We start from the raw sequence: 12,640 nt of genomic DNA, 5'->3' as shown, positions 1-12,640 counted from the left end.
AGTCGTCAACGTTATTCCAGCCGACAGTAGCTACTTCTGAGCTTGATGCCCGTAACGGGGGCTTCCGGAAACCTCTAGTGCAGATAAGAAATGAATCCTTATGCTGGTTCAAGGCTCGACTCGGGAGTGAATTTCAACGCGGGATTTCGGTACGCTCTCAGCAATTCGTACCTTTCTGTGGAAATCCGGGTAGACGTTTACTTGTCTCCGTCCATGTCTTTGTTCATGTGATTCAAAAGAGTTGACCTTATTTTAAACAAAGTAGGTGCAGAAGGCAAGACCTGTTTGTCAGGTTCTGTTCTCGTCCGGTTTTGAATCGGTTATAATGTGAACAGCAACGGGAATCCCTTGCCATCTAAAAGACGTTATGTACAAGGAGGAATTATGAGCAAAATCAGAGTGTCGGCGGTTCAATATCATTTGCATACGATTGATTCGTTCGAAGAATTTGCCCTTCAATCGGAGCATTATATCAAAACAGCCGAGGAATTTGGTGCGGAATTTGTTCTGTTTCCCGAGTTTTTTACCACCCAGCTCATGTCGATTGGTGACAGTCAAGGCAAGGCCCTGACCATTAACGACCTGCCGAATTTTACAAATCGTTACCTTGAATTATTCACTTCGTTCGCCCGCCGGACCGGGATGCATATCATCGGCGGTACCCATGTGGTGCAACGAAACGAACGTTTATATAATACGGCGCACTTGTTTTACCCGGACGGACGCGTAGTCACACAGGACAAAATTCATATCACACCGACTGAGGTGCATGAATGGAATATGGCTCCCGGTGAGGGGCTAAATGTGTTTGAGACGTCCAAGGGGAAAATAGCAATGCTGACCTGCTATGATATTGAATTTCCCGAAATCGTACGCATGGCGAAGGCGAAGGGAGCAGATATCATTTTCTGTCCATCCTGTACGGATGATCGCCACGGTTTTTACCGGGTACGGTATACAAGCCACGCCAGAGCGGTTGAAAATCAGGTGTATGTGGTTTTGACAGGCACGGTAGGCGCTTTGCCTACGGTTGATTTTATGCGGGCCAACTATGGACAGGCGGCAGTCATTACACCGAATGATATTCCATTTCCGCCACGCGGCATTATGGTGGAAGGTGAGCTGAACAACGATATGATCGTCACCGCGGATCTTGACTTGCAGCTATTGTATGATGTACGCGAGCGCGGCTCAGTGACCACATGGCGTGACCGCCGTACAGATTTGTACACAGACTGGAGCTAACGAAAGGAAGGGCGTCATGTATCGCAAAGAATGGCTTGTCTTTGACGAAGATCGTCCGCTGCGGGCGGTCATCCGTAATTATTCGATAGCCGATTATGAGGGGCTGCTGCGTATTCAGCAGGAGAGCTTTCCACCGCCCTATCCGCAGGAGCTGTTGTGGAGTCGGGAGCAGATTGCCAGTCAGGTTGAGCATTTTGCAGAAGGAGCGCTGTGTGTTGAAATCGAGGGGGAACTGGCCGGCTCGGTGACCAGCCTGCTGATGCACTACAACCCCGAGCATCCCCAACATACGTGGGAGGAAGTCGCAGATGACGGTTACATCCGTACCCACCGTGAGGACGGTAAGGCACTGTATGTCATTGATCTGGCTGTCCGTCCCGCATATCGTCGACTGGGTCTGGGCAAATGGCTTATTTTTTCCTTATACCATCTCGTCATCGAGCGCGGATTGGATCGTTTGCTGGGCGCGGGACGTATGCCCGGTTATCAGCATCATGCAGACCAGTTAAGCGCCGAAGCGTATGTAGATGCCGTGGTATCCGGCGAGCTCAAGGACCCGGTGTTAACGTTCCTGCTTTGTTGCGGACGGGTGCCTGTTGGCATCATGCCCGATTATCTGGATGATGAACAATCGCGTAATTATGCGGCCTTGATGGAATGGAGAAATCCTTTTCATACCGATCACTAAATCACTACATCCCAAAATAAAAAAGGAGTATGCCATATGGAATATCATCGCATTACTCATATTGAAGACCCGCTGTTTGCGAGCATGCATCAGTTGATGCAGGAGGTATTCCCACCGGAGGAAGTGCTGGAGTACAGCTTGTGGAAAGAACCGTTGGAAGACCCGGGCATCCGTGTTTTTGTCGCCGTACAGGACCATAGAGTGGTCGGTGCAACCGAATATCGCTACTATGAGGATTTTAATGTCGCCATGACGGACTTTACGATCATTGGACAGCTGACTGGATCTGGACTATGTACATCCATCCTGGAATAACGATGGTGTCGCGGTAGAAGGGCTGAATCTGGGCTATATGCCTGAGGATGACAGCGTAAACGAGGTGAGCGCAGCGTTAGTGGCCGCCTTCCTGCGCCGCTATTACACGGTGTTGTCGAACAAGCCTGTGACATGGAATAAAATGGTCGAGGGATTGGAAGCCCAATTAACCGTAGCGCTGCTGCCTTTGTAACAAATACACATACAAAAAGGGTACTCCAAGCCAGCCATTCATCTTCTGCGTGGCTTACGAAGGCACCCTTTTTGCATTCCCATATTTGTTCCCTGATCATGCTTGGTCCTTGGGCACGGGCTTTGCCGATGCGACGCCTCGCGGAATGTCTTCGACAAGATGTTGCTCGGTATCATCTGTATTTGACTTGTCCGCAGACCTGCGGTCGTCCTCTTCCACAGGATTCAAGGCTTTGTAACGTTTATACGCCATATCCGCCTGAGACATAGGATCTTTATACATATGAACACGTCAACTCCTTTCGGTTATATACTTCATTACCCTTTTGGAAGGCTCGATAACCGCTCGTCCTCGTCATCCCCATCGGTACCATTCAGTAAATCCGTGCCATGTATAAATTCCGCCGGAGCGGAAGGGTCAACAGGGCTGTCCGGGGATACATCATCGGCATCTGGAACTTTTTCCAGTGGAGTATCCGGTCCTTCGGTCAGGTTTTCCCAGTTCGTTTCTGCATTTTGCAGGGAAGGCTCAAAATCGTTGTCATGAAGCTCATCGTTTCTATGATCTCTTTTTGCCATCGTGCTTCAGCTCCTTTGTTCGTTGATTGCTTATTCCGACCTTACCCAAAAGGCAGAACGACTAAACCTGGGGTTAGTGTGTCTGTACGAGGTTGAAATCATGCGAAATCGGAATGTTGCCATTCCTAATGAACGTTTTTTTCGGTAACTGCTGTGATATGATAAAGAGGATATGGAGGGATAGAAATTGGAATGGTAGAAATACGCGATTATTTATTTTCGGATATTTGGACGATATATGAGGATGAAGAGTGCGAACCATGGATTGGCCTCAGAGAACAGATGGAGCCACGTGAACAGGACATGATCATAAATCAATATGAAGATTTGACAAAAAATGAGTAAAAAGAACATGATACCCTTCTTATGAAGAAGGTATGAACATCATCGTATAGAATAATATTATTTCAGGACGTTGAAAAATGATAAAACGTATACAAGCTTGTAATCCTACTATGTAACTTTGAGGTGCTTAACATGAGGCTTGTGCCCAAAGCTGTCGCCGCTCTGCTGGCGGTCATTGTAATACTGTTGTCGATAGGCCTACCCGCCTATGCGGCTAAAACGACCCCGGAAATGAAACACCGGATACCTTCTTGGGATATGAGATGGGGAGTGGAAGGGGAGGATGGATCACTCGATGAGGTGCGGGACCCAAGCAAAGTTTGGATGCATATTAATGATGAATCAGAGTTGCCAAAGCAACCCGCGAACACCGGTTCTGCCTGGATTCGTATTCGGCTGCCATCGCTGATTGATGAAACGCCGGCGGTGCTTTTTGAAAATATTTATGGCAGACATATTACGCTGTATAAGGACGGCATCAATTTTTACGAGTCCTATCGCGGGTACAATTATGAAAACAATCGTATTCTGATCCCGCTTAGACCGGAAGACGGCGGTAAAACATTATACATATGGACGGAAAGCAGCAAGAACAGACTGGGCATTATCGGAAATGTGATGACTGGTGATTATCGTGAGTTGCTGGGGACCTTGGTCAGAATGGATGTTCTGGATATCGTACTGGGCAGTACCTTTATATTTATAGCTCTGGTGCTGCTGATCTGCTCATTTTTTCTGTTCCGTCCGAGCATGGCAATGTGGCTGTCCCTAAGCGCAATTGTGCTGTCTATTGGTTTGATGATCGTGACGTATTCACCTTTCCTGTATACGTTCTATCGCAACTACGGCAAGCTCTATTTACAGCTTTTTGATGTAGGAATGTTTATTCTCCTTCCTTCACTAGCCTACTTTTTTGAGCAAAACATAAGTTCAATCATACTGATTCGCAAATTTAGAAAAGTGCTGACATTTTACTCTTTGTTCTGCTTTACGATGATGATTGTAAATTTGGGAGCACAGGAACGTTTAAACGACGTATATTATTTTTTCAGTGTATCTGTGCTGAGCGTATTGCTCGTGGCTTTACTCGTACTGCTGGTGTTTGCTTCGATTCGTATGGCGATCAAAGGGGATCATGAAGCGATCATTTTATCGATAGGCTTTGCTTTTTTCGCAGTCATTTGCATCGGTGAACTGACCTGGTTCTTCCTCAGGGACGGACACTACAATATGTTTCTGTGGAAATGGGGCGTGTTCGGCTTTGTGCTGGCGCTGATAGCGATTTTGGGCAGAAGGCTGGCAGAGAAGCATAAGCAGGTCGTTCGCTATTCCAGAGAGCTGGAGATGTTCAATAATGAGCTTCAGCGTTCGGAGAAAATGGAGATTATTAGCGATCTGGCTGCATCTGTGGCTCATGAGGTACGCAATCCGCTTCAGGTTACCCGTGGATTTCTCCAGTTAATGAGCAAGCAGGAGGACGGTAAGAACAAAGAATATCTGCATATCGCACTGGAGGAGCTGGATCGGGCTTCCGCGATTATTACCGATTTTCTGACATTTGCCAAGCCTGAATTTGAGCAAACCAAAACGTTGTGTATCCTGGATGAGTTTAAACATATTGAAGGAATCATTAGTCCGATGGCTAACTTGCAAGGTGGCAAAATTTCTTTGGATATTCCCCAGGAAATCAAAGTGCGCGGGAATTCCTCCAAGTTCAAGCAGGCGTTCATCAATATTATTAAAAACAGTATTGAAGCGCTGCGAGATCAAGGGCATATTCATATATGGGCTTATGTAGAGAACGGAGAAGCTGTTATTCATATTCGGGATAATGGCGAAGGAATGGACGCTCAGACTTTATCCAGACTGGGTGAGCCTTACTTTTCCAATAAGACCAAAGGCACAGGTTTGGGCATGATGGTAACCTTTCGGATTATTGAGACAATGAACGGTAAAATATCCTTTACAAGTGCAAAAGGGGTGGGAACAGAAGCGACCATCCGCTTCCCCTTAGCCGGATAATATCCGGCTTTTTGTGTTAGGGAAAACGGAAGGAAGTTTGCTGAACCCACCCGCATGGTGTTTAAGGAATATAAAACAAGTTTGCTACAAAAACCAATTTACCACATGGAGCGTGGTTTCTGGGATGAAGCGAGCACGCCGGAAGGGTTTGGAGGAATGACCAGATAAAACTGATCGGCTGTTTCCTCTAACGTTTTGATTTGGATATGATCGGGGATCACGACTCCTAACACATCACGAATTGCTGATTTGGGATCGGTCATCAGTTTTTCTCTGAAACTGGCATCCTCCCACGCTTTTTGAATGACTTGTGTTTGAAGAACTTCAGTAGCCATCAAAAATCACCCTCTCATTCAATTGGTTATATTTACCTAGTCAGTATACCACGAAAGTCTCATCAAAATCTAGCATTATTTCATATTTTTGGAGAGCCAAAAATCCAGACCGCCTCTTCGCAAATGCGAACGTCCGGCTTCAATCTCCGCCGCTTCCTCGCCCAGCTCTTCTGCGATCGAACGTGTGAACATACGCAGGCCGGGGATGTCCGGCTCCTGATTTTCCAACTGCTGCACCGCTTGATCAGCAATACTTACGTAACTGGCAAGCGCGCCGCGTACATAAATCGCCTCCCGAATCTGTTCCGGTCCAAGACCTTCTCGATAAGCGGTCTTCTGCTCGGCGCTGATATGGGACAAAAGGCAGTTGTAGCTGTTTTCCTCCAAGTCCTCCGACCAGTCGGCCCAGTCATCCGACATTTGAAGTACAATTAGCGCTGTATCTGTCATGTCCGTAATGATCTGGATCAGATCGGACCGTCCTGCGAGCAGCAAAGCACCCGTCCCAGCCATTTTTAACGGACTGGCTTTCAGCGCCACCTGATGTCGTTCCCCCTGAAAATAGTCCTCGGTTCCCTCGGATGTCACACTAACGGCCCATTCACCGATATACGTTCGGGCATACGTCCAAAAAGGAGAGGACGCGGGAAAAAGGTCCCGGTATACGTCCAAACATTCGGTATAGAACAATTGGCTTAAGGCGAGTTGCGTTTTGCGGTTGTCTGCTGCTGTGTCCATCACATCGTCCTGAATCAAATAATGAGCCATGACGAACACGTTGCCTAGTGATAGCTTACGGCAAATTTCGGGAGCCAGCCCGGTGAGTTCCTGCAGCCAGAACGGAAGCAAATAGCATATGTAGTTACGCGTGCTGTCTTCCCGTAACGGATTAAAACGGGCCAGATACTCCAAGCCCTGACTCTGAAATGGAGCAGGAAACGCGGCTGTCCGTTCTTCCGCTTGACGAAAAACTTTTTCCAATTCATCTTTGTATGCAAAATACCATTCCATCGCCATCACCTGCATCTCTTATAAATATTTTTATAGCGATTTCTAGTTGTTACCCGCCATTATATAAGAGATTGCGATATTGCAATATTATGTTATTTTTACATTAAGAATTATGTAAAAAGGATATCGACAAAAATCCCGGCCGGGAAGATCCCGCCGGGATTGTGTTTTTTAAAAATTAGATGATCTCCAAATAGTCAATATAAGCATCCCATGTCCCATCATCGGCTGTTACAACAAGCTCAATCTCTTGATTTCCGGTTCCATGGCTGACATTGTTTAAAGTATAGACCGCAGGACTGCTCCCGCCGAAGTAGAAGGTACCCTTCGTTTGTCCACCAATTTTCAAGTCAACTTTGGCCATGTTGGAATTATTTGAAGCACCACGGAGTGAAAAACTATGGGTGCCGCTGGTAAAATTCTGTGTGAATTTCACTGAATCATTGTTGGAGTATAAAGTCACTCCGTTGAACGGCGAACTGATATTTGAAGTGTACTGACCGCCTTTGGTCATATTCTCTGCTTCCATTTTTGTGCCTGTGTTTGGTGGCGTTTCGCCGTTTCCGCCATCAGGCGCTACCGCCCGGCCATTGCTTGGTGAGATCATACCAGAGCAAAGGTTACGATTTTTGAGGTTCTGTGCAATTTGTGGAATCGCTTGGAGTGTAGTCTGGTACTGATCATGCATCAGGATCACATCGCCGTTTTTAAGTTTGCCCGCGGCAGCTACGATCTGTGCGGTGGAGGCGCCGTTCCAGTCTTGGGAGTCAACGTTCCACAATACTTCGGTAAGACTGTTTTGGGTCTCGATGGATTTGAGGGTTGCGTTGGTCTCGCCATACGGAGGACGGAACAACTTTGGTGCCGTGCCAGTAATGGACTGTATCGTTTGCTGCGTGCGTGTAATTTCCGATGACATCTGCGATGTGCTCAGTTGTGTCATATGCGGATGTGACCATGAATGGTTACCGATCCACATGCCTGCTGCTTGCTGGTCACGTACAAGCGAAGGATTATTCTGCGCGTTTTGTCCAAGATTAAAGAGCGTCGCGCGTAAACCGTTTTGCTTCAGAGCACTAAGCAGCGCTTTGGTGTTAGAGGGATTGGGACCATCGTCGAAGGTTAACGCTACATAACCGCTTGAGCAATCAGCCGCAAGCGCCTGGTTGCTCGAGATCACCAGCGAGCCTGTGAATAAAGACAAGGTGATTGACATAATCGCCGTCCATTTTCCTGCTTTAGCTATAAACAAGGTTGTACCTCCTTAATAATTTTAATAGATAGTAAGGTTAGTTGATCTCCAAATAATCAACATAAGCATCCCATGTTCCGTCATCGGCTGTTACAACGAGCTCGATCTCTTGGTTTCCGGTGCCATGACTGACATTGTTTAGAGTATAGACGGCAGGGTTGCTTCCACCAAAATAGAAGGTCCCCTTTGTTTGTCCAACGATTTTCAAGTCAACTTTGGCCATGTTGGAGTTGTTCGAGGCACCACGTAGTGAAAAACTATGGGTGCCGCTAGTGAAATTTTGCGTATATTTCACCGAATCATTGTTGGAGTATAAAGCCACTCCGTTGAACGGCGAGCTGATATTTGAGGTGTGCTGACCGCTTTTGGTCATACTTTCGGCTTCTATTTTCGTACTTGTGCCTGGAGGAGTTGTCGTTCCGCCGTCAGAACTGCCGCCAATCGTAATTGTATTACTAGTTACATTGGCACTCCCACTGCTTTGGTATCCCTCTACAGTAAGTGAAGTTTCATACATCTTGCCCATTTTCATGCCCATGCTTTCCCACTTTTTGAAGTGCTCGCTAACCGATATGGTTCCGTTTGTGCGTTTGGATGTCCGGACACTCCAATACTGTTGAAAAGTTGTTTTGTCTCCTTTAATGGAAGGCTGGTCAACCCGAGTGGTTTCATAAATATCATATGTTCCCCCGTCAACGGTAAAAGTGCCCTTGGATGTTGCACCGGGTGGACGCCAGCTTCCCCAGCTATCGACGATGTAATATTCTACGAGCGGGTTAACTGCCCATCCATAGACGCATAAATACGAATTACCATTTGGCTGGTAGTTGGCACTGTAGTTTACGGAAATATTTCCGATTTGCTGGTGTGTCTTGGTCTCGTCGAATTTCTTGCCTTTGCGGAATAATGCATTTCCAATGTTACTCCACTGAGCACTGAACGCACCCCCATTATTAAGAGTCATACTTGTGTTCCCGGAATCTTTCCACAACTCATAGTAGTAGTTGTCATGGGTACCGGTTTGGTTTGAGGTGATCGTTGTTGCCGCCTGTGCATTTACTGCGGGTAAGATAAGCGAAAAACAAATCAAAATTGATAAAAATAACCGTATTCTTTTTTGTTTCATTGGACTTTCCTCCTTATGTGTAGTTGCGTGTAGTCTGACTATGATGCAGTGCATTCTGTAGTAGCTTGATACAACATTTATTTCCAAAAAATTAATTGTAATCGATTACAAAAAGTATTTTATCATATTTTCCTTAATATTTTACCTGAAAAATTTCAAATTATATTGTAGAAAGTTTAGTATTTCATTTTTACTTACCCTACAGGATAAGGTTTCCAAGGAGCGCGTGCAGATCGAAGATCGGGGTGTAACCGTGATAGAAATGTTCATGAGCTCGTATTTTCCCGGTCTTGTGATTACTTAAAAGGTGAAAATACGAATAAAAATAGCGGAAAGAGAAAATATTAAATTAAAAAGGGTGAAAGAAGGGCCTGAATATGAAAAAACAATGGAAATTAATCACTGCTACCCTGTATGGAGGGGTGATGATGTATGGGACTGCGGGTATCGCCGGAGCTTCCGGTACTGAACCGGGTAACCAGCTGCAAGCCCCCGTTCCCAACGCTTCAAGTCAAGGAGAAGCCCCACAACGGAATGCTGAGCCACAGGGCCGTCATGAACATGGGCATGTTCACAAACATGGACACGGCAGAGGACCTGGCGGCTGGAACCACCATTTGAATGAGAAGGTCGCCAAGCTTCTGGGTATCACTCCTGCCCGGCTAGAGAATGAGCTGGGACAAGGAAAATCGTTGGTCGATATCGCCAAAAGCAAGGGCATCAAAGAGGAGCAACTGATTGATAAGCTGAAAAATGAAATGACCGTTGATCTGAAACGGCTGGTTAATCGCAAAGGCCCGATTACGTTTGACCGAAAGTCTGGAGCACCGCATGAAGCGCAATTGAAGCAGGAGTCAGGGACACCTTCAACCTCGGTTCACAAAAACTAGAAGCAAAAAGGGTTTATCGTATGCGACACCAGAAGATATGAGTACAGATAGAGCAGAACATGTCTATGTAAGCTAAATAACCAGTCGCATAAAATCAACCAGCGACTGGTTATTTAGCATTATAAGAATATGAATTGAGCGATACCTACAACAGCTTTTTAAGCTGGGAAATACGGCCTTGGGATACGCCAAGCCATTTGGCATAGTCGCCTTGCTTGGCTGTTGGATGCTCACTCATGAGTCTTCTTAGTTGTGCAGCCCATTTTTTTGAAGACGACCGATTTGCTCTTTTTTCTTTGTACTGTTCCTTAACAGCAGGAGCAGGAATTTGACTCACACCTATGTTTCCTTTCAGGTCGAGTATGCATTTTTTACATAAAAATGAATCCCTGAAATAGGTTAAATCCTTAACCGAACTGCACAAGTTGCAGGAGACTCCAATATACTTCCGCATACTCAAAAATCCTGTTTCAACATCTAAATAAAATTCTAAAGGATCGCCAGCTTTAATACCCATAGAGGCCCGCATTTCTTTAGGAACAACAATCCGGCCTAACGTATCCAAGGGACGTGTCATACCTGTATTTTTCAAGTGATCTTCTCCTTTTATTTTCTAAACAGGTCACCTGCCTGATCGAACATTTTTGGTATGAGCTGACTTACACGGGCTTTGGATGACTCTTGAGCATATATCTACAGCTTGTACATATAAGAGAACCCTTAAAGTAACTTAATCCCTCGGTAGATTGACAAAACTTACAAGACTGCCCAATGTATTTTTTTAGGGATATCGTACCCGATTTTTCATCTGCAAAAAATTCTACAGAATCATTTGAATAAATATCACAGGTTATGAGTATTGCTTTGGGAATTACGAGTCTACCAAAAGTTTCTAAATTTCTTGTCATTTTTACGCCCATCATCCAATACTCTCCTATTAAAAAGATAAAAAGCAATAAAATAATAGTATTTATTTTTGTGCCAAAAGATGGTATTGTCATGGATAGACAAAATATTAAATTATACTATACATTCCCAAACTATAATTTTTTTTGAAATTGGAATCCTATGAAAACGCTGAAAGGGTGGTTTATCCATGGAAATCACACCTACGATACAGGCAGAAATTCAAACCTATCTAAAACGAAAAGGCTTAACCATGACCGAATTTGGCCGCATTATTGATTTGAATGTAGGTACAGTTAGTGGCATTGTGACGGGCAACCGTTCTATTTCTGTTCACCAATTGGATTGCATTACGGCGGGAATGAATTTACCACTGGATTATTTTTACGAACGTTACATTGAAGAGTGCATTGAAGAATCTCCACTTAACTGGAAAAAAATCTGCCCATTCCTATACCGATGCATTGAGCTAGGGCGACTGGACTGCTTGCAGCGAGTTGTAACTCTGTTGTTGGATAATCCTAGTTATCCGCCGTCGCTCTTTGAAGTTGCAGAAAATGTGTACAAAGACGGCTACAATGAAGCAGCAGCATTCCTGTACAAGAAGGTGGCTGAAAGTGAGAAGCACCAGCATTCAGAGCGATTGGCGATCTGCCAGTATCGCTTGTTCCAAATCAACATCGGACAGGATAGAACTGTAAATCTTCAAGCTGCCATTGAATTTGCTCCTTTTGTTGATCGCTTGGACGAGGTAGAGCAATTAGATGCTTTAAAAGATTTAGCGAACATACATCGTTCATTGAATCATTGGGACACTGTATATGAGTTAGCTCGGGAAATGGGGCGTAGAGCAACAATACAGTATAAGTCAAATCGCGAACGCTACGAAAAAAAGAAACCAAGCAGACCGCTTTTTGTATATATATCTTACGCAGACCTGTTGTGCGCAGCCGTTTGTCATGCTCAGGGAGATTACGTACAAGGTCTCAAGTACATCCAGGCTCACTCCAATTTAAGTTGGGTAAAGGAAAGTGATCCAGAAACACAACATTGGATCGGTTTGTTTCAAGGATGGGGAAAAATCAATACATGTGTAAATCGGCTGATGGCAGGTGATGCTACTGTCTTACCGGAATACGTAGAGTATATGGAAGGCAAAGATGAAATTTTTGCCGAACTCTTAAACATCGTAGAAGCAGCCAATCGGTATAATATTGATATAGATCATATCCTGAAACACTTTGAGCCTCAAATTGCAGTCTATAAAGAGCCAACGTCTGCTGATATGTATACTCAGCAAGTCTTGCCTGAGGAAGCTGCGCGGTTTTGGTACAAGTTAGCCAAGTACAGCCTAAATAAAGGTAGATATCCATATGGTTTCAAATGTTTAATAGACGCATTGGAAAAATCTGATAAAATAAATAATGCACAGCTCTCTCATACTTGCGCAGGTTTATTTGATCATTTCAGAGCTTGTGCCGATCCTGAAATACTGGATCAGTACGAAAAATTGTCACAGGAGGTGTGGAAAAAAAATGATCAAAAAGATGGCTTTTCTTTTGGTAATGACTAGCTTCTTATTGGTATTCGCAGTACCAATCCAAGGCTTGAATCAAGGTCATGGAACGATTTCTACAACTGGAATCATCGGCGGTGCATAATTCGAGTGTTAACACTGGACCAGCTTATTGCTGGTCTTTTTTTGGATTTTTTTGTAATTTTTTGGCTCAAAAA

Annotated in this window: 13 protein-coding genes, 1 pseudogene and 1 other annotated feature (1 of these 15 cut by a window edge); of the genes and pseudogenes, 7 read left to right on the top strand and 7 right to left on the bottom strand. The window is 44.9% G+C overall.

Going from position 1 to position 12,640, the window contains the following annotated elements:
• Positions 1 to 223, bottom strand: a binding site (T-box leader); it reaches 50 nt to the left of the window's first position.
• 161 nt (positions 224 to 384) lie between these two features.
• The 3 genes and pseudogenes from ACQ4MX_RS08575 (at position 385) to ACQ4MX_RS08565 (ending at position 2,441) form a co-directional block, all read left to right on the top strand.
• The gene (locus ACQ4MX_RS08575) at positions 385 to 1,245 is read left to right on the top strand and encodes a carbon-nitrogen hydrolase family protein (RefSeq protein ID WP_431090127.1); all 861 of its coding nucleotides are present in this window, start codon (positions 385 to 387) and stop codon (positions 1,243 to 1,245) included.
• A gap of 16 nt (positions 1,246 to 1,261) precedes the next feature.
• Complete coding sequence (locus ACQ4MX_RS08570; protein ID WP_431090126.1) at positions 1,262 to 1,933, top strand: GNAT family N-acetyltransferase; 672 nt, start codon at positions 1,262 to 1,264, stop codon at positions 1,931 to 1,933.
• A gap of 36 nt (positions 1,934 to 1,969) precedes the next feature.
• Positions 1,970 to 2,441 (top strand): annotated as a pseudogene (locus ACQ4MX_RS08565) (hypothetical protein).
• Positions 2,442 to 2,537: 96 nt separating this feature from the next.
• On the opposite strand, the gene ACQ4MX_RS08560 reads toward ACQ4MX_RS08565, so the two are convergent.
• Both ACQ4MX_RS08560 and ACQ4MX_RS08555 read right to left on the bottom strand, forming a co-directional pair.
• Positions 2,538 to 2,723, bottom strand: coding sequence for a hypothetical protein (locus tag ACQ4MX_RS08560; protein ID WP_134910943.1), 186 nt, complete (start codon positions 2,721 to 2,723; stop codon positions 2,538 to 2,540).
• Between the two features lie 35 nt (positions 2,724 to 2,758).
• Positions 2,759 to 3,019: a hypothetical protein gene (locus tag ACQ4MX_RS08555; RefSeq protein WP_149096107.1), complete on the bottom strand. Its 261-nt coding sequence runs from the start codon at positions 3,017 to 3,019 to the stop codon at positions 2,759 to 2,761.
• Between the two features lie 192 nt (positions 3,020 to 3,211).
• On the opposite strand from ACQ4MX_RS08555, the gene ACQ4MX_RS08550 reads away from it, so the two are divergent.
• Together ACQ4MX_RS08550 and ACQ4MX_RS08545 are read left to right on the top strand one after the other, a co-directional pair.
• Entirely contained in the window at positions 3,212 to 3,364 is a 153-nt protein-coding gene (locus ACQ4MX_RS08550; protein WP_431090125.1) for a hypothetical protein, read from the top strand.
• 132 nt (positions 3,365 to 3,496) lie between these two features.
• Entirely contained in the window at positions 3,497 to 5,386 is a 1,890-nt protein-coding gene (locus ACQ4MX_RS08545) for an ATP-binding protein (protein WP_431090123.1), read from the top strand.
• Positions 5,387 to 5,484: 98 nt separating this feature from the next.
• Here ACQ4MX_RS08545 and ACQ4MX_RS08540 read toward each other — a convergent pair whose 3' ends face one another.
• From ACQ4MX_RS08540 to ACQ4MX_RS08525, 4 genes are all read right to left on the bottom strand, one after another.
• Positions 5,485 to 5,721: an NHLP leader peptide family RiPP precursor gene (locus ACQ4MX_RS08540; RefSeq protein ID WP_149096110.1), complete on the bottom strand. Its 237-nt coding sequence runs from the start codon at positions 5,719 to 5,721 to the stop codon at positions 5,485 to 5,487.
• Positions 5,722 to 5,796: 75 nt separating this feature from the next.
• The gene (locus ACQ4MX_RS08535) at positions 5,797 to 6,732 is read right to left on the bottom strand and encodes a class 1 isoprenoid biosynthesis enzyme (RefSeq protein ID WP_431091280.1); all 936 of its coding nucleotides are present in this window, start codon (positions 6,730 to 6,732) and stop codon (positions 5,797 to 5,799) included.
• A 178-nt stretch (positions 6,733 to 6,910) separates the two neighbouring features.
• On the bottom strand, positions 6,911 to 7,984 hold the full coding sequence (locus tag ACQ4MX_RS08530; protein WP_431090122.1) for a polysaccharide deacetylase family protein: 1,074 nt from the start codon (positions 7,982 to 7,984) through the stop codon (positions 6,911 to 6,913).
• Between the two features lie 37 nt (positions 7,985 to 8,021).
• Positions 8,022 to 9,110: a glycoside hydrolase family 11 protein gene (locus ACQ4MX_RS08525; protein ID WP_431090121.1), complete on the bottom strand. Its 1,089-nt coding sequence runs from the start codon at positions 9,108 to 9,110 to the stop codon at positions 8,022 to 8,024.
• A 377-nt stretch (positions 9,111 to 9,487) separates the two neighbouring features.
• Here ACQ4MX_RS08525 and ACQ4MX_RS08520 point away from each other — a divergent pair, with 377 nt between their 5' ends.
• The gene (locus ACQ4MX_RS08520) at positions 9,488 to 10,000 is read left to right on the top strand and encodes a hypothetical protein (protein WP_431090120.1); all 513 of its coding nucleotides are present in this window, start codon (positions 9,488 to 9,490) and stop codon (positions 9,998 to 10,000) included.
• A gap of 145 nt (positions 10,001 to 10,145) precedes the next feature.
• Here ACQ4MX_RS08520 and ACQ4MX_RS08515 read toward each other — a convergent pair whose 3' ends face one another.
• Positions 10,146 to 10,592 (bottom strand): AbrB/MazE/SpoVT family DNA-binding domain-containing protein, encoded by a 447-nt coding sequence (locus ACQ4MX_RS08515; protein ID WP_431090119.1) that lies wholly within the window; start codon positions 10,590 to 10,592, stop codon positions 10,146 to 10,148.
• Between the two features lie 504 nt (positions 10,593 to 11,096).
• Here ACQ4MX_RS08515 and ACQ4MX_RS08510 point away from each other — a divergent pair.
• Positions 11,097 to 12,479, top strand: coding sequence for a helix-turn-helix domain-containing protein (locus ACQ4MX_RS08510; RefSeq protein WP_431090118.1), 1,383 nt, complete (start codon positions 11,097 to 11,099; stop codon positions 12,477 to 12,479).
• The last annotated feature ends 161 nt before the right edge of the window (positions 12,480 to 12,640 follow it).

Origin of the sequence: Paenibacillus sp. 8b26 (assembly GCF_050626875.1) — a bacterium.
In the GTDB taxonomy this organism is placed as follows: Bacteria; Bacillota; Bacilli; order Paenibacillales; family Paenibacillaceae; genus Paenibacillus.
Note: the sequence above shows the minus strand (reverse complement) of the source record. Positions and strands in the feature narration are given on the sequence as shown.

Coding starts and splice junctions, on each gene's coding strand:
- ACQ4MX_RS08510 (WP_431090118.1), top strand. CDS start 11,097: ATGGAAATCACACCTACGATACAGGCAGAAATTCAAACCTATCTAAAA.
- ACQ4MX_RS08540 (WP_149096110.1), bottom strand. CDS start 5,721: ATGGCTACTGAAGTTCTTCAAACACAAGTCATTCAAAAAGCGTGGGAG.
- ACQ4MX_RS08525 (WP_431090121.1), bottom strand. CDS start 9,110: ATGAAACAAAAAAGAATACGGTTATTTTTATCAATTTTGATTTGTTTT.
- ACQ4MX_RS08555 (WP_149096107.1), bottom strand. CDS start 3,019: ATGGCAAAAAGAGATCATAGAAACGATGAGCTTCATGACAACGATTTT.
- ACQ4MX_RS08570 (WP_431090126.1), top strand. CDS start 1,262: ATGTATCGCAAAGAATGGCTTGTCTTTGACGAAGATCGTCCGCTGCGG.
- ACQ4MX_RS08550 (WP_431090125.1), top strand. CDS start 3,212: ATGGTAGAAATACGCGATTATTTATTTTCGGATATTTGGACGATATAT.
- ACQ4MX_RS08520 (WP_431090120.1), top strand. CDS start 9,488: ATGAAAAAACAATGGAAATTAATCACTGCTACCCTGTATGGAGGGGTG.
- ACQ4MX_RS08560 (WP_134910943.1), bottom strand. CDS start 2,723: ATGTATAAAGATCCTATGTCTCAGGCGGATATGGCGTATAAACGTTAC.
- ACQ4MX_RS08575 (WP_431090127.1), top strand. CDS start 385: ATGAGCAAAATCAGAGTGTCGGCGGTTCAATATCATTTGCATACGATT.
- ACQ4MX_RS08535 (WP_431091280.1), bottom strand. CDS start 6,732: ATGGAATGGTATTTTGCATACAAAGATGAATTGGAAAAAGTTTTTCGT.
- ACQ4MX_RS08545 (WP_431090123.1), top strand. CDS start 3,497: ATGAGGCTTGTGCCCAAAGCTGTCGCCGCTCTGCTGGCGGTCATTGTA.